Raw genomic sequence first — 20,978 nt, 5'->3', positions numbered from 1 at the left:
CCGACGACGAAAGGGGACCCCGTGCACCCACCAGAGCCCGCTTATCCTTGCTGCCTTCCGGCCCTGGGGAGGTTCGCGAGATGTGTGCCGCACGAGGTCCGAGTCCAGTGTAGCGAGTCCGTGCGGACTCCCGGCGCGGGGGGCGGGCGGGACAGACGGGCGGCCACCCGTTTTGGAGCAGCGCCACCCCCTCCGGTAGTCTCGGCGACGGAGGATTCGCATAGTGGCCTAGTGCGCACGACTGGAAATCGTGTTGGGTTAACCCCCTCACGGGTTCAAATCCCGTATCCTCCGCAGATCAGAGGCCCCGGCACCGCGTGTGCCGGGGCCTCTGCCGCGTTCCGGGGCCGTGTCGCCGCGCACGGGGGTCACCGCGGTGACCCCCGTGCGGTCCGGTCAGGGGCGGGGCAGGCGGTCGGTCAGGTCCTCCAGGCAGAAGACCAGCTCGTCCAGGTGGGCGTTGCCCGTGCTCGGACGCATCCGCAGCACCTGGGGGTCGTGATCGCTGGCCTGGTCGGCGAACTCGGCGTTGACGTGCACCACGTCGTAGTCGAACCGCGTGACGTTGCGGCTCAGGAAGATGTGGTCCAGCACCTGCGAGTTGCCCTCGAAGACGTAGCCGTACCGCTCGTTCTCGGGCAGGGTGTCGATCAGGTCGACCACCGCGCCACCCGCCGTCAGCGTCCGCACCGCGGGCGAGAACTGGTAGTCGTTGACGTCACCGGCGAGCACGACGTTCGCGCCCCGGTCGATCTTCTGCACGGAGTCCACGAACGCGCGCAGCGTCGCCGCCTGCTGCTGCCGCTGCACCTCGGAGCTGCGCACCGGCGGCTGGACGACGCCGTGCATCGGCTGGTCGCCGCCCTTGGAGTTGAAGTGGTTGCCCACCACGAACACCGTGCGCCCGCGGAAGACGAACTCACCGGCGAGCGGCTTGCGGCTGTTGGCCCACGCCGGGTTGGCGGGGTCGATCCGTCCCGGTGAGACGGACAGCGCGGCACGACCGCGCTGCTCGACGACCGACACGGGCGTGGTCGCGTCGCCGCCGGGGCGGTCCACGAAGGACACCCGCGCCGGGTTGAACAGGAACGCCACCCGGATGTTGCCGCCCGGCTCACCGCCGTCGGTCTTGTTCTGCGGGTCGATCTGGCGCGCCGAGTAGCGCGGCCCGCCCGCCGCGACGATCGCGTCCACGAACTTCGCGAGCGTGCCACCGGCGGCGACCGTGCCGTCGTCGACCGCGCCGTTGTCGTCCTGGATCTCCTCCAGCACCACCACGTCCGGGCTGCTCAGGTTGCGCACGACGGCCGCGCCGAGCCGGTCGAACTTCGCCCGGTCGTTGGTGGCGGCCAGGTTCTCCACGTTGTAGGTGGCGACGGACAGCTCGCTCTGCCTCGCCGCCCTGGTGGTCTCGGGCTGGATGCCGCCGGAGACGTGCTCGCCGGGCGTGATCACCGACAGCGTGTAGCCGCCGAAGTTCGTGTACTCCAGCGCGCCGGTGGTGGTGCCGCGCAGGACGTCGCCCACGTTCGACACCGGCAGCGGAGCACCCGTGGTGTTGATCTTCAGTCGGCCGCTGTTCGGCTGGTCGTAGCCGGTGTAGACGGTGCCGCCCCTGCTGCTGGGGTTCTGCTCGGGCCGGACGGTGATCCAGGTCTCGCCGAAGGAGTTGCTCGCGCCGACCACGCGCGCGTCGTCCACCCGCAGCAGCATGCCCTCGCGGGACTCGTAGAAGTCCAGGGCGTGCGCGGCGGGGTCGAGCGGGAGCCCCTCGACGCTGCCGCCGTTCGCGTCGGGCGCGTAGGAGTCGGGCACGGTGGTGCGGTCGAGCACCTCGGCGGCGGGCAGCGGGTTGCCCCTGGACGACACGGTCCACCTCGCGGCGGTCAGCTCGGTCAGCGTCTGGTTGCCGCTGGTCGCGCCGCCGGGCCGGTACTCGGCGACGGTGCCGGTGACCAGCACCGCGTCGCCGGGGGCGACGCCGGTGACCGGCGCGTTGGTGTAGACGAACACGCCCTCGCTGGTGCGCGGGTCGCCGTCCGCCGCGGTGTCCTGGATCCAGAACCCCTCGTCACCGCTGTTGCGCACGGCGGTGACGGTGCCCGGCACCCCGGTGACCAGCTGGCCGAGCAGCGGCGACACCCGGCCCGTCCCCTGGACGTCGCGGACGCGCTTGTCGCCCGGCTGCGGGTCCGGATCGGGCTCCGGGTCCGGGTCCGGGCCGGGACCGCCGGCGGTGTCCCCGGCCGCGTTGGTCGGCGTGGGCGCACCGGCGGTGAAGTCGGTGGCGTTGTCGTCGGTGTCGGTGAGCGCGCTGCCGCGGGCGACGGCGCTGGCGCTGGACGCGGCGGGCGCGTTCCCGCCCTCGCGCACGACGGCGCTGCCGTAGCCGACGAGGTCGCGCACGCGCGGGTCGGCCGCGCAGTCAGCGGCGGTGAGGCAGGTGAGCGCCTCGGCGCCGGCCACCAGGGCGATCGTGCCGCTGGTGCCCGACATGGCGATCGTGCCGGTGGCGTCGGGCGTCGGCAGGGCGACCGTGCCGCCGGTGCCCGTGGCCTCGCCGACGAGGAAGCGCCCGCCGGGCGCGACGGAGCCGGTGAGCGGCGTGACCTGCCACCTGCTCGTCGGGCCGGGCGACGCGGAGAGGTACTGCACGCTCCAGCCGCTCACGCTCACGGGAGCCGCACCGCGGTTGGCCAGCTCCACGAAGTCGCTGGTCAGGGTCGCCCCCGAGTTGCCGCCTCCGCCGTAGACCTCGGCGATCAGCGCGTCCTGGCTCGGGGCGGCCGAACTCGGCACGGTCAGCGCGAGTGTCACGGCGGTGGCGGCGGTGGCCGCCAGGCCGAGTCTGGGCAGTGATCTCAACGCGTCCTCCGATGTCAGCAGATCGGGTGATCCTCCCCGCGTCGGGTGAATTCAGGAAGACCGCGCGTTCAACGGTTGACCCGTACGGAGCAGCCGGGAGATGTCCACCGCGGTCGAACAGGTGTTCGACGATGGGGTAGGGTTAGGTTCACGACGGCGGACGGTGAGACCCCTCCCAGGCACCGGACGCCGACGGATCGCTCAGACGCCGAAGGGGCCCCCGCTGACGAGCGGGGGCCCCTTCGGCGTGCGGGACCGGTCACGGCCTCCCGGAGCGTCCAGAAGTCCTCGCGACGGCCTCCAGCATCTCGATCGCGGTGTCGGCGCTGCTCGCGTAGGCGACGGCTTCACCGGCGGAGACCTCACCGCTCCCCCGCACGGCCAGATCGCGCGACCGGCGCAACGACCGGATCGCCCCGGCCAGCTCGACCGGCAGCACACCGGCCAGCCGCATCAGCACGACGTCGCCGTAGAACTGCCGGGACGGGTCGCCGGTGACGGCGCCGTAGAGGTCCACCACCTTCTCCTCCACGGCGGACCACGACCGCACGACCGTCCCGACCGGGTCCGGGTCGACAGCGCTCCGATCACCGCCGGTGCCGCGGGCGGCGGGCGGCGACCGGTCGGCCGGTTCCCCGCCGTACCCCGGCTCGCCGAACGTGGGCGGCGGCACCGACCCGTGCGTCCCCGCCTGCGACGGCGGATCGGGCTGGAGGTCCCACGGCTGTTCGTGCCCCCGGCCGAACGGGAGCTCCGCCAGCCGCTCGGACGCGTCCTGCAACTGCCGCTCCACCTGCTCCAGCTCGTCGCCGAAGGTGATCGCGCCGCCGGGGACCTCCACCGACCTGACGCGGCCGATCACCTCGCCCAGGGGCCTGCGGAACAGCACGATCGCGGTGAGGGCCACGATCGGCCAGGCCAGGTCGACCAGGAGTCCGCTGATCGCGGTGAACCACTCCACTGCGGCCTCCCGTCACCCACCACCGGCTTGGACCGGCGCCGAAGCTAGCACGGCCCGCACGCCGGTGATCGCGTGTCCGGCCACCGGGCGCGTGCGGGCAACTGCCACCAGAAGTGCGACCACGCGACAGAGCCCCGGTGACCATCTCTGGTCACCGGGGCTCTGATCTGCGGTGGCGGTGGGATTTGAACCCACGGAAGCTTTCACTTCACACGCTTTCGAGGCGTGCTCCTTCGGCCGCTCGGACACGCCACCGCCGAGAACAATACAAGACCCCCTCCGGGGCCCCGCACCGGGGGGTCTCAGCGAAAGCGGTGACCGTCGAAGAACTCCTCCACCACGGCCGCGCACTCGTCGGCCAGCACGCCGCCGACCACCTCGGGGCGGTGGTTCAGGCGGCGGTCGCGCACCACGTCCCACAGCGAGCCCACGGCCCCGGTGCGCGGCTCCCACGCGCCGAAGACCACTCGGGACACCCTGGCGAGCACCAGCGCGCCTGCGCACATCGTGCACGGCTCGACCGTCACGGCCAGCGTGCAGCCCTCCAGCCGCCAGCCGTCGCCGAAGCGGGCCGCGGCGGCCCTGATCGCCAGGACCTCGGCGTGCGCCGTGGGGTCGCCGGTGGCCTCGCGGGCGTTGCAGGCACCGGCCAGCTCGTGGCCGTCGGGGTCGAAGACGACGGCGCCGATCGGCACGTCGCCGGTCTCGGGAGCGCGTCCGGCCGCGCGGAGGGCCGCTCGGACCAGGTCCTCGTCCCGGCTCACGCCTGGATCGTGTCCAGGAGCTTGGTGAACTCGTCGCCGAACCCGCACCGCTGGGCGATCATCTGGAGCTGCTCGTCGGGGTAGAGGTCGACCTCGTCCACGACGATCTGCATCTCGTGCTCGGGCATCCCGAGGTCCGTCAGGACCCCGAGGTCGCCCTCCGGCCACAGCTCCTCGTCCTCCTCGTCCGGCGGTTCCACCCGCAGGAGGTCGAGGACGTCGGCGGCGATGTCGTAGTCGAGCGCAGCCGCCGCGTCGGACAGCAGCAGCGACACACCGCCGGGGACGGGCCTGCAGATGACGAAGAACTCGTCGTCCACGGCCAGCAGCCCGAAGACCGCCCCCGTGGACCGCATCCCGCGCAGCTCAGTGATCGCCGCGTCCAACTCGGACAGCGCGGAGCTGTCCATCTTCCCGCACCGCCAGCGGCCGTCCTCCCGGACGACCGCGACAGCGAAGCCGCTGACCGGCTCCTGCTCTGCCATGCACACACCGTAGGGGTCCGGGGTCCACCCCGGTAGCGGAGGGCCACCGGCTCGGGCGGTGGCGCCGATCCGGTGCCACCATCGGCGCATGAGTTCACCGGTGCGACACGTCCAGTCCGAGCCCCGTTTCACGGGTCTGCCCGAGGCGGCGCGGGCCCTGCAGCCCAGGACCGTGGCTCTGCGCAGGCGGGTCCACCGCCACCCGGAGGAGGGGCTGCGCCTGCCGGAGACGCAGGCCGCCGTCCTGCGCGCGCTGGAGGGGCTGCCCCTGGAGATCACCACGGGCACGACGACGGACTCCGTCGTGGCGGTGCTGCGGGGCGGGCGGCCCGGCCCGGCCGTGCTGCTGCGCGGCGACATGGACGCGCTGCCGCTGACCGAGGCGACCGGGCTCGAGCACGCCTCGGAGGTGCCGGGCGTGATGCACGCCTGCGGGCACGACACCCACGTGGCGATGCTCGCGTCGGCCGCGCGCCTGCTGAGCACGCGGCGCGACGTCCTCGCGGGCAGCGTCGTGTTCATGTTCCAGCCGGGCGAGGAGGGCTTCCACGGCGCGCGGCACATGATCGAGGAGGGCGTGCTGGAGGCGGCGGGCACGCCGGTGGAGCGGGCGTTCGCCCTGCACATCACCTCGACGGCGACGTCCGGCGCGGTGCGGTCGCGGCCCGGCACGATCATGGCGTCGGCCGACACGTTCCGGGTGGACGTCACCGGCAGGGGCGGTCACGGCGGGATGCCGCACGACGCCGTGGACCCCGTTCCGGCGGCGGCCGCGATGGTCGGCGCGCTCCAGACGATGGTGGCCCGCCGGGTCAGCGTGCACCGGCCCGCGGTGGTGACGGTGGGGCGCATCGAGGCCGGCACGACCAACAACGTCATCCCGGAGACGGCGCGGCTGGACGGGACGATCCGCACGCTGGCGGAGGAGACCAGGACGTTCGTGCACCGGGAGCTGCGGCAGGTCTGCGAGCACGTCGCCGCGGCGCACGGCTGCGCGGCGGAGGTGTCGATCGTGCCCGGCTACCCGGTGACGGTGAACGACGCGGAGGTCGGTCAGCACGTCCTGGACCTGGCCGCGTCGGCGCTGGGGCCGCGCTGGGCCGAGCCGATGGGCGATCCGCTGATGGGCGCGGAGGACTTCTCCTACGTGCTCCAGCGGGTGCCGGGGGCGCTCGCGTTCCTCGGCGCGTGCCCGCGCGGCGTCGACCTGGCCGACGCCGCGCCGAACCACTCGAACCGCGTGCTGTTCGACGAGGCCGCGATGGAGCACGGCGTCGCCCTGTACAGCGCGTTCGCGCTGGACGCCCTGCGCTGATCCGCCCCGGCTCGGGCCGTGGTGATCGACTGAGCTGCCCGATCGGTGCAGGATGGGCGGGTGCGTGACGTGTGCGTGCTCGGACTGGGACTGATCGGCGGCTCCGTGCTGCGTGCCGCGAGCGCCGCTGGGCGCACCGCGTGGGGCGCCACGGCGTCGCCCGCGGACGCGGCGGCGGCAGCGGCCGACGGCTTCGACGTCGAGGAGACGGTCGACGTCGCACTGGCCAGAGCGGCGGAGCGCGACGCGCTCGTGGTGGTCGCGGTGCCGCTGCCCGCCGTCGACGAGGTGCTGCGGCGGGTGGCGGCCGTCGCGCCGACGTGCCGGCTGACCGACGTGGTCAGCGTGAAGGAGCAGGTCGACGACGCCGTGCGGTACCGGCTGCCGGGGGCCCGCTACGTCGGCGGGCACCCGATGGCGGGCACCTCGCGGTCCGGCTGGGCGGCGTCGGACGAGGCGCTGTTCCGCGACGCGGCGTGGGTCGTGATCGCCGACGAGGACCACCCGGAGCCCGAGGTGCTCCTCGACGTGATCACCCTGGCGCTGGACTGCGGCGCGCACGTCGTGCCCGCGACCGCGGCCGAGCACGACTCCGCGGTGGCGCGGGTCTCGCACCTGCCGCACGTGCTGGCGGCGGTGCTCGCGGCGGTGGGCGCGGACGGCGGGCCGCTGGCGATGGCGCTGGCGGCGGGGTCGTTCACCGACGGCACGCGCGTCGCGGGCAGCGATCCCGAGCTGGTGCGGGCGATGTGCGAGGGGAACCGGACGGCGCTGCTGGACGCCGTGGACGACGCGCTGGGCAGGCTGGGAGCCGCGCGCGGGTCGCTGGCCTCGACCGGCGGGCTCGCCAAGACGATCCAGGCCGGGCACGCCGGGCGGCGCACGCTCGACGCGCAGCGCGTCGTGAAGCGGACCGGGATCAGCGTCGACCTGACGTCGCCCGGCGCGCTGGAGGCGCTGCTGGCCCTCGGCGCGCGGGGCGGCCGGATCACCGCCGTGCGGGGTACGTCCGCGCTCGCCGAGACCTCGTGACGCGAGACGTCGTGACGCGAGACGTCGTGACGCGGCGCGGCCGGACCGCCGTGCTCGTCGTGGGCGTGGTGGTGCTCGGTGGCGCGGTCGCGGTGCTGCGCCGGGAGACGGAGCTGCCCGACCGTCCCGCGTCCGGCCCGGTGCGGATCGAGGAGTTCACCGCCGAGGGCGTGCGGCACGGCGCGGAGGAGCCGCCGCGGCAGCCGGAACTGGTGGGGGTCGACGCGCTCGACCGGGAGAGCCTGCGGGTCGACTGGTCGGGCGACGCCCCCGCCTACGAGGTGCGCTGGGACGACTCGGTCCGCTACACGACGACGACGGCGGTCGAGATCGGCGGGCTCGATCCGGTGCGCGTCCTCGGGGTCGAGGTGCGCGCGGTGGGCGCGACGGGCCTGCGGTCGCAGCCGCTGCTGGTGGGGCGGAGCCCGGACGCCCTCGACGACGAGCGCTGGGCGGACGGGCTGGACGAGCCGGTCGACCGCTTCGAGGGCCCCGAGTCGCTCGATCCGCGCCGCTGGCGGCTGCTCGTGGACCAGAGCTGCTTCGGTCTGCGGGAGGTCGACGGGCGCCGCCGGGTGGAGATCGGCTGCGAGTACGCGGAGATGCAGTCGACCGTGCCGCTGCGGGTCGGCGTGCCGGACGAGCACGGGGCGATCGCCCGCGCGGTGCTCACCACCGACGGTCCGGTGGGACCGGGCGGGTCGGTCACGCTGGCGCTGCTGCCAGAGCCCTACGAGGAGCTGCGCGCACCGGGCATCGCCGCGCGGGGCACGACGGGGCAGCCGGGGCCGTCGGACGCGGCACTGCCACCGGGAGCGGTCGCGCTGACGATCCGCAGCGACGACGCGCGGATCGGCTTCGGCCGCCTTCCGACGACGACCGCGCGACCACCGGTCCCCGAGGGCGCCCTCACGCCGGTCGACGGGGTGCGGCACCGCTGGGAGCTGCGGGTGCTGGCGGACTCCGTCGTGGGGTTGCGCGACGGGCGGGTGGTGGCCAGCGCACCCGTCGCGGTGCCGTGGCGGGTCGCCCGGCCGCGGCTGGCGTTCTCCGGCGGGGCGGGCACGCTGCTGGACACGCTCGCCGTGCGGGGCGGGCGGCAGCAGCCGGACCCGGTGTCGGAGGTGCGCTTCGACGTGACCGAGCAGCGGGACGGCGCGCTGGTGCTCGGCGAGGTCGGCGGCCAGCGGCTCCGGACGGCGCTGACCGCACGCGTCGCGGCGACCGTGCTGAGCAGGAGCGACCAGCCGCTGCGGCTGGAGTTCGCCGGACGCACCGCGCCCGCCGTGGTGTCGGACGTGAACGGGGTGGTCCGGTTGGCGCACGCGGACTTCCCCCTCGACGACGTGGACCCGCCTCCGAGCGCGCGCGCCGCCCTGCTGGCCGACGACCTCTCCGCGCTGGCCGTGACGACGTCCGGCGTCGTGCTCACCGGGAGGCCGGACGCGCCGCGCGAACCGCTGCCGCGACTCGCCGAGAGCGCCGCGCGGGAGGAGACGCCCCGTCCGCTCGTCGTCCTGTTCGACCGGGACGGCCGCGGTGCGCCCGCCGAGTTCCCCGCGGGCGGGGAGGTGCGCGTCGTGGCCGAGGTCGGGCTGACCGGGCTCGCGCCGGTCCCGCTGGCGGGCGTCCGGATCTCGCTGGACGGCGAACCGGTGCTCGCGCTGCCCACGACGCGCGACGGCCCGGCGGTGGCCGGCCGGTACGAGGTGTGGCTGCCGACCGCGGCGCTGAGCAGCGGTGGGCACCGGGTGCGGGTCGAGGTCGTGCCGGAGGACCCCGCGCTGGCGACGACCTCCTCGGAGCGGACCTTCGTGATCGTCTGATATCAGGTCCACAACGAGCCGTGATTCTGGTCACGCAGACGCCTAGCGTCTCGTGGATGGAGCTGGGGCGACGCCGGGTCGCGATCGGAGTGGTCGCGCTGGTGCTGTTCGGCGGCGTCGTGGCGGTGCTGCGGACCGAGGGCCTGGGCGATCCGGCGTCCGGCCCGACGCGCAGGCCCGCCACGACGACGCTGCGGGCCTTCGCCGCCGACGGTGTGCTGGTGCCCACCGCGGGTGAGCGCCCCGCCCCGCCCGAGGACGTCGCCGTGGTGCCCGGCGCGCACCGGTTGCAGCTGAGCTGGACGGGCGACGCGCCCGGTTACGAGGTGCGCTGGGGACGCGACGAGCTGACCCGCACCGAACTGGTGGTGCGGCCCTCCGCGCAGCTCGACGGGCTCGACGACGACGTGGAGCACCGGGTGCAGGTGCGCGCCGTGGACGCCTTCGGGCAGCGCTCCGACCCCGTCGAGGCGCGGGGCACCCCCCGGCTCGACACGTCCGGCGACGACCGCTTCTCCCTGGTCGACCGCTTCGACGGGCCCACCGTGCCGGACCCGGCGCGGTGGCGGCTGGCGAAGCGCTCCGACTGCGCCCGCGCGACCCCCGGCGACGGGGACGACGTGCGGCGGCTGGTCGTCAGCAGCAGTTGCGCGAGCACCTCGGTGGCCCTGCGCTCGCGCACTCCTCTCGTCCTCGGCGACGGTCCCGAGCTGGGACGCTTCGTCGTGGAGACCGACGCGGCGAGCGTTCCCGGCGAGCTGCTGCTGGACCTCGTGCCCGGTCCGGTGAGCCTCCAGGGCGACGCGCTGCCGCCGGGCGCGGTGCGGCTGCGGGTCGCCACCGACGTCCGGGGCACCACGACCGCGGACCTGCTGGTCGGCGCGGACGTGCCGCGCGCGCACCCGGTCGCCGGGGAGGTGGCGCCGGTGCCGCCGCCGCGCACGGGTCTGAGCTCCCGCTGGGAGCTGGTGCTGCGCGCCGACGGGCTGCGGGCGCTGCGCGACGGCGTGCTCGTGGCCGTCTCCCCCGCCGTGCCGGCGTGGCGGGAGGCGACGGCGCTGATCGGCGTGGCCGGCCTCGCCGGCGGTGTGGCGCGGGTGGGCGTCGACCTGGTCGCGTTCAGCGGCGGACGGACGCGGACGCCACCGCTGGTCGAGCCGCCGCGGACGACCGTCGACGTCGGCGGTCAGGTGTCCACCGCCGGGCTGCGCCCGGTTCCGGGAGCCGAGTCGGGGCAGCTCCGGCTCAACCTCGTCTCTGCCGGGTCGGTGGACCCGGACGCGCACCTCGTCGTCGGGGGTGTGGCCGTGCCGCTGCGCCCGGCCGTCGAGGGCGGCGCGCGGGAGCCGGACGTGGAGTACTCCTACGTCGCCGACCTGTCCGGCGAGACGCTGGTCGTGCTCGGCGACGACGGGGTGTTCCAGGCGACCGTGGTGTCCTCGGCGCGCGTGCGGGTCACCGCGGCCGACCTGGAGCTGACGCCCGCGCCGGGCCACGACGCGCCGCCACCGCCCGCGCGGTCGCTGGAGCCGCTGAACGGCAGCCGGGCCGCGCTGGGAGAGCCCGTGGGCGTCCTGCTGGACGCCTCGGGCGGGGAACCGCCCCCCGGCTCCGGCCTGACCCGCGGGCGGCTCGTGCTGGACGTCAGCGCCGACGGGCTGCGCGAGACGACGCCGCTGGCCGGGCTCGCGGGCTTCGAGGTGCTGATCGACGAGGAGCGCGTCGCCGCCGTTCCCACCGACCTCGACGGGCCGGCCGCCGGTGGCCGCTGGCGGTTCGCGCTGACCACGTCGCAGCTGTCCGCCGGACCGCACTCGATCGAGATACGCGCCCACAGCACCGATCCGGCGGCCCTGTCGCGCACCGTGTTCGTGCCGTTCCAGCTCAGGGCGTGAGACCGGGGACCTCGCGGTTAGATGACCCGCATGCCACGTCCACTGCTCCTCGACGCCGCCCGCACGCCGTTCGGCCGTTACCGGGGCGGCCTGTCCGGCATCAGGGTCGACGACCTCGCGGTCCTGCCGATCCGCGAGCTCCTGCGCCGGCACGCCGACCGGCTCGACCCCGCCCGCGTCGACGACGTGCTCCTCGGCAACACCAACGGCGCCGGTGAGGAGAACCGGAACGTGGCGCGGATGGCGACGCTGCTCGCCGGTCTGCCGCCGACCGTGCCGGGGGTGACGCTGAACCGGCTGTGCGCCTCGGGCGGTGAGGCCGTCGTGCAGGCGGCGCGCGCCCTGTCCGCCGGGGACGCCGACCTGCTGGTGGCCGGTGGGGTCGAGGGCCCGAGCCGCGCCCCGTTCGTGCTGGCCCGTCCCGATCGGGCGTTCCCCGACCGGGTGGAAACGGCGGGCACGGCGCTGGGCTGGCGGCTGGTGAACCCGCGGATGCCCGGCGAGTGGACCGTGCCGCTGGGGCGCGCGGCCGAGCAGGTCGCCGTGGAGCTGGGCATCACCCGCGAGCGGATGGACCTCTACGCGCTGCGCTCGCACCGCAGGGCGTCGGCGGCGTGGGACGCGGGCGTGCACGACGGGTTCGCGTTCCCCGTGCTGCGCGCCGACGGCTCGTCGATGCGGCGCGACGAGACGGTGCGGCCGGAGACGAGCGAGGAGAAGCTGGCGAGGCTGCGCTCGTCGTTCTCCGAGGACGGCCCGGTGACGGCGGGCAACTCCTCGCCGCTGAGCGACGGCGCGGTGGCGGTGCTGATGGGCACCGAGACGCTCGCCGAGGAACTGGGCCTGCGACCGCTGGGCGAGGTGCTGGGCAGCGCGGTGACGGCCGACGAGCCGCACCGCTTCTCGCTCGCCGCGGTCACCGCGATCCGGAAGCTGCTGCGGAGGCTGCGGGTGGAGGCGGAGGACGTGGACCTGTGGGAGGTCCACGAGACGTTCGCGGCGACGGCGCTGTCCGTGCTGCACCACCTGCCGGAGGTGCAGCGGGAGCAGGTCAACGTGCACGGCGGGGCCATCGCCTACGGTCACCCGCTGAGCGCGTCGATGCCGCGGGTGATCGTGGACCTGTGCCGCCACCTGCGCGCTCGCGGCGGTGGCCTGGGGGTGGCGGCGAGCGGGGTGGGCGTCGGCCAGGGCCTCGCCGTCGCCGTCCGCGTGTGATCCCCGGTCCTGCGGGGCGCGGGCCGCGGGCGGGGACTCGACGCCGCGCACCCCGAACCAGCCGGGTCCGGAGGAGCTGGCGCCGGGGCCGTCGCCGACGAGCGTCCGGGCGGTCGTGACCGGTGGCCACAACCGCCCGGACGGGTCAGATGCGGCGCGCGATGCGCGGGTAGTCCAGGACGAGGCCCCTGGAGTCCACGGTGATGTCCTGGCTGAAGTCCTCGCTGCTGAAGTTCACGACGGACTCCTCGGCGCCGACCGACACGGTCCGGTACTTCTGCCGGACCACGCGCACGGTCAGGTCCGGCAGCGACACCCGCACGACCGGCAGGTCGTGCTCGGACGCCTCGCGGTGCAGGCCGAGGCGGCGGATCGGGATCGCGTTGAACAGGCTGACGAACTGGACGTCCACGTCCACCGCGCCCTCGAAGTCCGTGCGCTCCACGCCCTGGCCCAGGTCGACCAGCCACGCGCCGTCCTCGGTGCGGCTGAGCGAGATCTGCCGCTCCTCCTCGACGGTCGCGGTGCGCAGCAGCAGGCGCGTCACGGCTCCCGTCTCACCCGCGGACAGCTCGAACGAGGCGCTGAACGACTCCGTCTCCCCCGCCGCCGCGACGAGGCGGCCGGACGCCCGCAGGCGCCGGTCGGACAGCAGCAGGCGGACCTGCTCCAGCCGGGGGGTGTCGTAGCCCTGCCAGGTGAGCATCTCGGGGCGGCGGGGTGCCGGGGCCGAGCGGCTCTCCGCGGAGGAGACGACGCGCTCGGTCGAGTTGGAGGAGTTCACGCGCCCGCCTTCTCCACGACGAACCCGACCCGGTCGCCGTGCTGGTTCAGCAGATCGCCAGCCCTGCCGGCGAGGTTCTCGCAGTCCATGGTCGCCCTCCGCACTTCACTGTGACGCGTGCGCAGAGTACCGGAAGGGACTCCGCCGCCCCAGTGATCAACTCATCGGTGCACCGTGACGAACACGCTGCGTATCGACGAAACGCCCCCGCGAGCGGACTCGCGGGGGCGTTCCGGATCGGACGACCGACTCGATCAGGCGGAGGCCTTGCGGCGACGCACCAGGACCAGAGCGGCGGCACCGGCGGCCAGGAGCAGGACACCGATGGTCAGCGGCAGGAAGATCGACGCGCCGGTGCTGGCCAGCTCGTCGTCGTCGTTGCTGCCGCCACCGGCGACCGGAGCCGGGGTGGTGGTGGAGGAGGGGACGTCGCTGGAGGACGGCGCGGAGGTGGTGGTGGACGTCTCCGGCGCGGGCGTCGTGCTGACCGGCGTGGTGGTGGTCGGCGGCACCTCGACCTGCGCGCCCTCCCACTCGGCGGCGGCGGCGGCGTCGAGCTCCACGTCGACCGGCGAGGCGACGATCAGCGACTGGGTCTTCTTGTTCTCGTCGCCGCGGATGAACAGGCGACCGGCGTCGACGCGGGAGTCGGCGTGGACGGAGAACTTGGCCGAACCGGCGGCGGCGTCGGCGGGCACCGTGACGTAGACGTCGACGGTCTTGGCGCTGGCGTCCGCGACGGTGAACCTGCCGTCCTCGGCGGGCGTGAACGGCTTGCCCTCGGCGTCGGTCAGCAGCACGCCGACGGGCATCTCGCCCTCGACGGCGATCTCACCGGCGGTCGTGGTGATCGTGAAGGGACCGATCTTGTCGCCGGCCTTGCCCTTCTGCAGCAGCGGCGCGACGTCCAGGGACGGCTTGGTCTCGCCGAGACCGGTGTTCGCGTCGCTGGTGAGGTACTGGTAGAGCGCGACGACGTCGGCGGGGTCCTGGTCGACCGGCTTGTCGTCCTCGTCGGTCTCACCACCGCGCAGGGGGTTGGCGAGGTCCAGCTCGTCGTTGTCGCTGAAGTGCCAGATCGCCGCCTGGGTGCCGGCGATGGCCTCGCGCACCGTCAGGTCGTCGATCTTCACGGCGGCGCGCAGCGCGTCGACCTCGATCGACGGGTAGGAGTGCGCGAGGATCCAGTTGACCTTGTCGCGGTTCTGGTGGAAACCGGACTCGGGACGCGGGTGCGCGTCCCACGGCACCTCGACCATGCCCGCATCGCCCTTGACGGGCTCCGGCAGCTCGACGCAGTAGGTGTGCGCGACGGTGTCGGCGCCCTCGATGCCGAGACCGATGAGGCCGGTGTAGGTGACGCCCTCCTTCTTCAGGTTGACGTGCAGACCAGCCTCGTCACCGGACTGGTCGAGCTTCGCCTTCGTGTCCGCAGAGGCCGGCACAGCCGTGGCCATGAGAGCGACGGAGGCTCCGAGAATCGCCGCGCCGATGCGCGCCGAGTTCATCCGGGATGCCATGGGTCTCCTTCAAGCTCGCAAAAATTAGCCCAAATGGGGCAAAGGCGGGGATTCCTGTTGGCTCGATCGGACTAAAGGGTCCGATTTTCGAGAGGAAACCGACAGGAAGCGACCGCACACTATCCGATCGAGTTACCCCCGAACAGTGACGGGTGCGACGGACCGCCACACGGTGCCCCACCTGCGACAACACCCAAGGATCATCCACAGTGGACGAAAGGTGGACGGTTACCGAGGCGGGAGAGGGGCGTTTGCAAAGAAGAAGGAGTGTCCGCTCCGGCGTCGGCGTGACGTGTCGACCATCACCGGACAAGCCGTTTCCCCAGCTCAGAGGACGACGGAGATGATTCTGAGTTCAACAAGCCAAACGCAGAACGACGCACTGTTACCGAACTGTGATCAGGCGACCAGTTCGGGGGTCCTCGCGACCGCGCGGACGTCGCCCGCCCGCAGCGAGGTCCCCGGCAGGCACAGCTCGCGCGCGCCGGGGCGGCGACCGGTCAGGATCCAGCCGACCAGGCTCGCGAGCTGGTAGGAGATCAGCGGCGGCACCGCGTCGCCGACGTGCCGGTAGGCGTTGCCCAGGATGGACACGTCGAACCGGAACGTGCGCGGAAAACCCTGGAGCAGCGCCATCTCCCGGACCGTGCACAGCCGGTCCTGCTGCGGGTGGGCGTACCGGCCGTTGCCCACGTGCGCGCACTCGCGCTTGATCGTGCGCGCCGGCTCGTCCCACCACATGCGACCGTAGACGTCCGGGTGGGACCCCCAGCGGCCCGCCTCGATGATCTTGATCTGTGCGGGGTTGAGCAGCAGCTCGGTCTCCTGCGAGCCGAGCAGGTCCGCCCACGACCCGCCGTTGGCCGGGATCGCCCGCATCCGCAGCAGCGTCCGGTCGCGGCGGAACGACGGCGACACGTGCGTGGGGTCCTTCGGGTGCGCCTGGCCCGCCGGCACCGCCGGCAGGCGGCCGATCGCGCGGCGCACGGTGATGGCCGACGGCCGGATCTCCAGTCCCCGCCACAGGTCGTCCGGGGTCAGCAGCGGCAGCCCCGCGTCCACGGCGACGACCACGGCGCGCTCGCGCAGCTGCGGCAGGCCGAAGCGGGACAGCAGGTGGCTGTCGGCGTGGACCCGGTAGCCCAGGGCGATCAGCCGCTCGGCCAGCCCGTCCAGGTGGTGCCGGTGCCTGCCCTTGACGAGCTCCCGCGCGTTCTCCAGGAGCACCACCCGCGGCCGCAGCTCGGCGGCGAACGCCGCGACCCGGCCCACGAGGGAGTTGCGCGGGTCGTCGCGCAGGTGGTTCGCGGCGGTGGTGCGGCTGAACCCCGTGCACGGCGGGCACGCCACCAGCACGTCCAGCTCGCCGCGCCGCAGCCCCCACGCCACGCGCAGGTCGGCCGGATCGACCAGACCGAGATCGGCCTCGACCGGGTCCACGCCGATGTTGGCGCGGTAGGTCCCGTTGCAGCGCAACGACCCCAGCCGGGACGACGGCTTGCCGATCTGCGCGTCGGCCGCGCCCACGACGGTGAACGACGGGTGCGCGTGGAACCCGTAGCTCATGCCACCGGCCCCCGAGAACACGTCGGCCACCGTGAAGGTGGAGCCACGAACGAGGGAGGGCGCGGACACGGGGATGATCGTACGGGCGAACACGCCGCGCTCAGAAGGACGACCCGCTCGGCGATCCCGTAGCGTCCGCGACATGGAGCTGCCGCGTACGTGGCGACGGCCGGACCCCTTGCGCGGTCTGGAGGACGTGCCGTGGGACGACCTGACCGACCACCGGGGTTGCGGGGCCGGTCTGGACGAGCTGCTGCGGTGCGCCACCGAACCCGACCCCCTGGTCAGGTCGTCGGCGCTGGACGAGCTGGAGAAGCGGCTGTTCTCCGACGGCACGGTGTGCGAGGCCAGCGCCCACTCCGTGCGCTTCCTCGCCGAACTCGGCGCCAGCTACCGCGTTCCCGCCGACACGCGGGACCGGGTGATCTTCCTGATGGCGGAGATGGCCGCCGCCGACTGGGGACTGACCGAGGACGGCAAGCGCACGCGCCGCAGGTGGAACGCGGCGGGCCGGGAGCTGCCGCGGCTCGCCCCCGACTGGATCTCGCAGACGCGGCACGCCGTGGCCCGCAGCGCGCAGAAGATCTTCGAGGTGCTGGCGCGCGAGGAGGTCGCCTGCACGGTCGCGCTCGCCATCGCCGTGCCCGAGACGGTCCCGCCGTTCGCGGCGACCGCCCTGCACACGATGACGAACGAGTACCACCTCGACCCGGGCGACACGGCGGCCAGGATGCTGCGCGCCGCCGCCGAGGTGGCGGACCACCTCGTGTCGGCCTACGAGGTGTGCGAGTACACGCTGCTCGGCGTGGGCCACGAGGACGAGCAGGTGCTCGACTGGCTGGAGAACTCCCCGCGCCCGCAGAACCAGCCGCACGACGTGACGCTCGCGCACATGGGCATGACGTTCGCCCGCCGCGCCTTCCACGGCGCGTGAGGGGGGTGCCGCCGCGGCGGCACCCCCCTCGCGCGACCGGTCAGGCGGTGACGGCCACCTCGTCGACGGAGCGGGTGTGCTCGGCGACCGGGACCGCCGGTTCCAGCGGACCGAGGCCGGTGCCCCAGTCCTGGTCGGCGAGCGCGAACGCGGAGACCGTCAGCGGCACCACCGCCCGGCCCGGCGGCACGACCGTCCGGTCCAGCTCCAGCTCCAGGCGTCCGCCGAGAGGAGCCGGCCGCAGCCGCAGCAGGCCGTGGGCCACCTCGTCGGGGTGCGCCCAGCGGCAGGACCACTCCGTGAACACGACACCCCGCTCCCACGTCTCCGTCTGCCGCACGGCCCGCACGTTCGCGCCCACCGACGTGGAGCGGAACTCGTCGGACGCCGAGAGGACCAGCGCCTCGAAGTCCAGGGAGGAGACGCCGACGTCGTGCCCGGCCACCAGCGCGGCCTGCACCAGCGAGATCGGCAGCGTCGGCAGCGCGTCCTCGAACAGCACCATCGCCCCGCCGTAGCGGGTGTTGATCTCGGTGGGCAGGAAGCCGTCCTCCGTGGCGATGCCGTCGAGGGTGAACACGCCGCGGTAGCCGACCGATCCGCGCAGCTCCTCGCCGACGCGGCGCGCGAGGTTGCGCATCTCGTCGCGAATCCGCGCGGGCGGGTCGTAGTAGGAGGCGCACCCCGCGTAGAGGAAGCGCGCCGCGCCCGCGCGGCGCGGCACGACCATCTCGACCGGGCGCAGGACCGCGGTGCCGTCGGGGAACACGACGCCGTGGACGCTGACCGGGATGCCCTCCAGGAACGGCATCACCCGGATGAAGTCGCACTTCGGGGCGAGCACGGCGAACGCGGCGTCGGCCTCCTCGCGGGACCGCACGCGGCGGACGAAGTTGGCTCCGCCGTTGATCGACGGCCCGTCACCGGACCAGACCACACCGGCACCGCGGTCGAGCATCTCCGTGGCACGCCACAGCTCTGCCTCGTCGACGCCCGCGACGACGGCGGGCGCGCGGCGCGCGGACAGGTCGTCCCACAGCGCGTCCACGGTGGTCTTGTTCTCCAGCGCGACCCACGCCGGACGGCGGTGGTTGAGGATCGGCCGCCCGGCGAACTCCGGTGTCTCGACGTACGGCGTGCTGATCACCAGCGCCTCGCCCGCCGGGTCGAAGTCGTCGAGCAGGTCGCGCGTCCGCCGGTCGGGGTCGACGAGCACGCGCGTCAGTCTGCGCTGCTCCGACGCGGTCAGCCCGCCCGTGAACCCCAGCGGGACCCAGCGGGCCACCTCCGAGTCGTGCAGGGGGGCGTGGTCGTCGGTGGTCAGCACCAGCGACCGGCGCGCGCCGAGCTGGTGCAGCTCCGCGACGCGCTTGCTCAACCGCGTGCCACCGGCCAGGACGACCGGCCGGTTGCCGAACAGCTTTCCGAGACGCTCGTGGAGCGTGGAAAGGACAGTATCCATCACCGGGAACTCGCTTTGGTGAGAAGCGGAATGAGTCCGGCGAGCGCCGGGTGACGCGAAGCGTAGATGCACCCGGTGGACAGGACGAAGCACGGTCCGGCAACGGCCCGGTGAAGGGTGGGGAGAACCGCGTGGACGGGGTCGGTCGGGGAGGTTCTGGTGGTGCCGGCGCTCAGTGAGCGGCGTCGCGCAGCACCTGGTCAGCACGGGCGAGGAACCCCTCGGGGCCCGAGAGACCGGTCATCGGAGCGGCCAGCTCGTCCAGGACGAGGGCGGGGACCGTGGCCACGGCCACGAGGGCGGCTGCCCTGGTCAGGAAGACCTTGCGCTGGGTCTCCTGCCGGGCGTGCTCCGCGAGAGCACCGGAAATGCTTCTGCGCACGGGTCGACTGGAGTAGCTCACGTGGGTGTTATCGGCCCGCCCGCGGAGCACCTTGAGACCTGCTCGGCACTTTCTGCTGGGATGTGTCCGTGCGAGTTCTCCTCACCGGCGCGGCGGGCTGCCTGGGTCTCGCGGTCGCCCGGCGACTGCTCGACGACGGGCACCGGCCCGTGGTCCTGGTGCACAGGACCGAGTTCACCGGCCTCGACGGCGTCGAGGTGGTCCGGGGGGACGTGCTGGACGCGGCGAGCCTCGTCCCGGCCGTCGCGGGCGTCGACGGGGTCGTGCACCTCGCGGCGCTGACCGGGATCAGGGCGTCGCTGGAGCAACCGCTGCTGTACCACCGGGTCAACGCCGGCGGCACGCTGAACCTGCTCGACGCGCTCGCCGCGACCCCGTCCGCGCCGCGGCTGGTCCTCTTCTCCACCGCCGCCGTCTACGGCTCGCCCGCCGCGCAGCCCGTCCGCGAGGACGCCCCGCGCGCGCCGGGCACCCCCTACGCCGCCTCGAAGGTCGCCGCGGAGGACGCGGTCCGGGAAGCGGCGGACGCCGGGCGGATCGGCGCGGCCGTGCTGCGGGTGTTCAACGCCGCGGGCGCGCTGGCCGGGCGGGGCGACGTCGACGACTCCCGCGTCGTCACCAGGGCCGTGGGCGTGGCGTCGGGGCGGCTGGAGTCGATGAGCGTCTTCGGCGACGGCTCGGCCGTGCGGGACTTCGTGCACGTCCGCGACGTGGCGAGCGCCGCCGTGCTGGCGCTGGAGCACTGCCGGACCGGCGAGCAGGAGGTGTTCAACGTCGGCGCCACCCCCGCCGCCGTGCGCGACGTCGTGGCGGCCACCGAGCGCGTCACCGACAGGGCGGTGCGGCTGGAGCACCGGCCCGCGAACCCGGCGGAGGCCCCGGAGCTGCGGGCCGGCACGACCCGTCTGCGCGAGGTCCTCGGCTGGCGGCCGGAGCACTCGGACCTGGACCGGATCGTCGCCGACCAGTGGGCGTTCGAGCTGACCCGCTAGCGGCGCGGGGGCACGGGGACGCGGTCCAGGTCCGCCGCCACGACGATCTCGCCGTCGAAGACCTCCGCCGCCTCGGCGCGGAAGCGCTCCGGATCGCCGTAGCGCTGGGAGAAGTGCGTGAGGACCAGCGTCCGCACGCCGCTGTCCGCCGCGACCCGCGCGGCCTGCGCCGCGGTGAGGTGCCCGAACCGCACGGCCAGGTCGGTGTCCTCGGCGAGGAACGTCGACTCGATCACCAGCACGTCGACGCCGTCGGCGAGCGCGAACACGCCGTCGCAGAGCCGGGTGTCCATGACGAAGGCGAAGCTCTGCCCCGGCCTGGGCACGCTCACCTGCTCCAGGCCGACGCCGTTCCACGACCCCTCGGCCTGCACCCGCCGCACGTCGGGACCGCTGATCCCGTGGTGGCGCAGGGCGTCGGGCAGCATCCGGCGGCCGTCCGGCTCGGTGAGCCGGTACCCGAAGCAGTCCAGCGAGTGGTCCAGCCGGCGCGCGTCGAGCACGCCGAAGTCCCCGCTGGCGAACGGCCCGTCCGCGTCGACCGGCTCCGCCCGCACGTCGGCCAGGTCGTGGAACGAGCTGGCGTTCCGCAGCCGCTCGTAGAACTCCTGCCCGGACCGCGGGTAGTGGACGTGCACGGGGTGCGGCACGCGGTCGAGCGAGACGCGCTGCACGACGCCGGGCAGGCCGAGGCAGTGGTCGCCGTGGAAGTGCGTGACGAACACCCGCGTCACGTCGCTCACCGGCACCCCGGCGAACAGCATCTGCCGCTGGCAGCCCTCGCCGGGGTCGAACAGGAACCCCTGGTCGTCCCACCGCAGCAGGTACCCGTTGTGACTGCGGGTCCGGGTGGGCACCTGACTGGCGGTTCCCAGCACGACCAGCTCTCGGATCGACACCGGCAGACGGTAACCCGCCCCACCCCGCCGCGGCTCGGGAACGCGGCTCTACCGTCT

17 protein-coding genes, 2 tRNA genes and 1 other RNA gene are annotated in these 20,978 nt (G+C 74.1%); 8 read left to right on the top strand and 12 right to left on the bottom strand.

Features of this window, described 5'->3' with window-relative positions:
* Positions 1-8 precede the first annotated feature (8 nt).
* Positions 9-103: signal recognition particle sRNA small type (ffs, locus tag IMZ35_RS10555), an RNA gene on the bottom strand.
* Positions 104-209: 106 nt separating this feature from the next.
* On the opposite strand from ffs, the gene IMZ35_RS10550 reads away from it, so the two are divergent.
* Positions 210-294 (top strand) — tRNA-Ser (locus IMZ35_RS10550).
* Positions 295-396: 102 nt separating this feature from the next.
* On the opposite strand, the gene IMZ35_RS10545 is transcribed toward IMZ35_RS10550, so the two are convergent.
* From IMZ35_RS10545 to IMZ35_RS10525, 5 genes are all read right to left on the bottom strand, one after another.
* Complete coding sequence (locus tag IMZ35_RS10545; RefSeq protein ID WP_199440790.1) at positions 397-2,865, bottom strand: DUF8508 domain-containing protein; 2,469 nt, start codon at positions 2,863-2,865, stop codon at positions 397-399.
* Between the two features lie 259 nt (positions 2,866-3,124).
* Positions 3,125-3,826, bottom strand: coding sequence for a hypothetical protein (locus IMZ35_RS10540; protein ID WP_199440789.1), 702 nt, complete (start codon positions 3,824-3,826; stop codon positions 3,125-3,127).
* A 170-nt stretch (positions 3,827-3,996) separates the two neighbouring features.
* Positions 3,997-4,081 (bottom strand) — tRNA-Ser (locus IMZ35_RS10535).
* 47 nt (positions 4,082-4,128) lie between these two features.
* Entirely contained in the window at positions 4,129-4,590 is a 462-nt protein-coding gene (locus tag IMZ35_RS10530) for a nucleoside deaminase (RefSeq protein ID WP_307867906.1), read from the bottom strand.
* Positions 4,587-5,075 (bottom strand): tRNA adenosine deaminase-associated protein, encoded by a 489-nt coding sequence (locus IMZ35_RS10525; protein ID WP_199440787.1) that lies wholly within the window; start codon positions 5,073-5,075, stop codon positions 4,587-4,589. Before IMZ35_RS10525 ends, IMZ35_RS10530 begins: the two co-directional genes overlap by 4 nt.
* A gap of 88 nt (positions 5,076-5,163) precedes the next feature.
* On the opposite strand from IMZ35_RS10525, the gene IMZ35_RS10520 reads away from it, so the two are divergent.
* From IMZ35_RS10520 to IMZ35_RS10500, 5 genes are read left to right on the top strand one after another with little or no spacing between them, the layout of a single operon-like run.
* Positions 5,164-6,390, top strand: coding sequence for a M20 metallopeptidase family protein (locus IMZ35_RS10520; protein WP_199440786.1), 1,227 nt, complete (start codon positions 5,164-5,166; stop codon positions 6,388-6,390).
* A gap of 60 nt (positions 6,391-6,450) precedes the next feature.
* Positions 6,451-7,422 (top strand): prephenate dehydrogenase, encoded by a 972-nt coding sequence (locus tag IMZ35_RS10515; RefSeq protein ID WP_199440785.1) that lies wholly within the window; start codon positions 6,451-6,453, stop codon positions 7,420-7,422.
* A gap of 11 nt (positions 7,423-7,433) precedes the next feature.
* Positions 7,434-9,248, top strand: a complete 1,815-nt coding sequence (locus IMZ35_RS10510) for a hypothetical protein (RefSeq protein WP_199440784.1) — start codon at positions 7,434-7,436, stop codon at positions 9,246-9,248.
* Positions 9,249-9,304: 56 nt separating this feature from the next.
* The gene (locus IMZ35_RS10505; protein ID WP_199440783.1) at positions 9,305-11,143 is read left to right on the top strand and encodes a fibronectin type III domain-containing protein; all 1,839 of its coding nucleotides are present in this window, start codon (positions 9,305-9,307) and stop codon (positions 11,141-11,143) included.
* Positions 11,144-11,173: 30 nt separating this feature from the next.
* Positions 11,174-12,361, top strand: a complete 1,188-nt coding sequence (locus IMZ35_RS10500; RefSeq protein WP_199440782.1) for a thiolase family protein — start codon at positions 11,174-11,176, stop codon at positions 12,359-12,361.
* Positions 12,362-12,506: 145 nt separating this feature from the next.
* Here the strand turns inward: IMZ35_RS10500 and IMZ35_RS10495 are convergent, their stop codons facing one another.
* The 3 genes from IMZ35_RS10495 to IMZ35_RS10485 all read right to left on the bottom strand — a co-directional run bounded on the left by IMZ35_RS10495 (position 12,507) and on the right by IMZ35_RS10485 (position 16,300).
* Positions 12,507-13,145 (bottom strand): putative glycolipid-binding domain-containing protein, encoded by a 639-nt coding sequence (locus tag IMZ35_RS10495; protein ID WP_199440781.1) that lies wholly within the window; start codon positions 13,143-13,145, stop codon positions 12,507-12,509.
* A gap of 254 nt (positions 13,146-13,399) precedes the next feature.
* The gene (locus IMZ35_RS10490) at positions 13,400-14,665 is read right to left on the bottom strand and encodes a thioester domain-containing protein (protein WP_199440780.1); all 1,266 of its coding nucleotides are present in this window, start codon (positions 14,663-14,665) and stop codon (positions 13,400-13,402) included.
* 399 nt (positions 14,666-15,064) lie between these two features.
* Positions 15,065-16,300 (bottom strand): DNA cytosine methyltransferase, encoded by a 1,236-nt coding sequence (locus tag IMZ35_RS10485; RefSeq protein WP_307867904.1) that lies wholly within the window; start codon positions 16,298-16,300, stop codon positions 15,065-15,067.
* Between the two features lie 73 nt (positions 16,301-16,373).
* Here IMZ35_RS10485 and IMZ35_RS10480 point away from each other — a divergent pair, with 73 nt between their 5' ends.
* The gene (locus tag IMZ35_RS10480) at positions 16,374-17,165 is read left to right on the top strand and encodes a hypothetical protein (protein WP_199440778.1); all 792 of its coding nucleotides are present in this window, start codon (positions 16,374-16,376) and stop codon (positions 17,163-17,165) included.
* Positions 17,166-17,205: 40 nt separating this feature from the next.
* Here the strand turns inward: IMZ35_RS10480 and IMZ35_RS10475 are convergent, their stop codons facing one another.
* Complete coding sequence (locus IMZ35_RS10475; RefSeq protein WP_199440777.1) at positions 17,206-18,627, bottom strand: ATP-grasp domain-containing protein; 1,422 nt, start codon at positions 18,625-18,627, stop codon at positions 17,206-17,208.
* A 172-nt stretch (positions 18,628-18,799) separates the two neighbouring features.
* Complete coding sequence (locus IMZ35_RS10470; protein WP_199440776.1) at positions 18,800-19,009, bottom strand: hypothetical protein; 210 nt, start codon at positions 19,007-19,009, stop codon at positions 18,800-18,802.
* Positions 19,010-19,098: 89 nt separating this feature from the next.
* Between IMZ35_RS10470 and IMZ35_RS10465 the strand changes: the two genes are divergently transcribed.
* The gene (locus tag IMZ35_RS10465) at positions 19,099-20,022 is read left to right on the top strand and encodes an NAD-dependent epimerase/dehydratase family protein (RefSeq protein WP_199440775.1); all 924 of its coding nucleotides are present in this window, start codon (positions 19,099-19,101) and stop codon (positions 20,020-20,022) included.
* Here the strand turns inward: IMZ35_RS10465 and IMZ35_RS10460 are convergent.
* Positions 20,019-20,921 carry a ribonuclease Z gene (locus IMZ35_RS10460; protein ID WP_199440774.1) on the bottom strand — a complete coding sequence of 301 codons (903 nt, stop codon included), beginning with the start codon at positions 20,919-20,921 and terminating at the stop codon, positions 20,019-20,021. The two genes, IMZ35_RS10465 and IMZ35_RS10460, sit on opposite strands and share 4 nt — an antisense overlap.
* Between the last annotated feature and the right edge of the window lie 57 nt (positions 20,922-20,978).

It is taken from the genome of Umezawaea beigongshangensis, assembly GCF_016464305.1.
In the GTDB taxonomy this organism is placed as follows: domain Bacteria; phylum Actinomycetota; class Actinomycetes; order Mycobacteriales; family Pseudonocardiaceae; genus Umezawaea_A; species Umezawaea_A beigongshangensis.
Note: the sequence above shows the minus strand (reverse complement) of the source record. Positions and strands in the feature narration are given on the sequence as shown.

Coding starts and splice junctions, on each gene's coding strand:
- IMZ35_RS10500 (WP_199440782.1), top strand. CDS start 11,174: ATGCCACGTCCACTGCTCCTCGACGCCGCCCGCACGCCGTTCGGCCGT.
- IMZ35_RS10505 (WP_199440783.1), top strand. CDS start 9,305: ATGGAGCTGGGGCGACGCCGGGTCGCGATCGGAGTGGTCGCGCTGGTG.
- IMZ35_RS10475 (WP_199440777.1), bottom strand. CDS start 18,627: ATGGATACTGTCCTTTCCACGCTCCACGAGCGTCTCGGAAAGCTGTTC.
- IMZ35_RS10480 (WP_199440778.1), top strand. CDS start 16,374: ATGGAGCTGCCGCGTACGTGGCGACGGCCGGACCCCTTGCGCGGTCTG.
- IMZ35_RS10520 (WP_199440786.1), top strand. CDS start 5,164: ATGAGTTCACCGGTGCGACACGTCCAGTCCGAGCCCCGTTTCACGGGT.
- IMZ35_RS10525 (WP_199440787.1), bottom strand. CDS start 5,075: ATGGCAGAGCAGGAGCCGGTCAGCGGCTTCGCTGTCGCGGTCGTCCGG.
- IMZ35_RS10490 (WP_199440780.1), bottom strand. CDS start 14,665: ATGGCATCCCGGATGAACTCGGCGCGCATCGGCGCGGCGATTCTCGGA.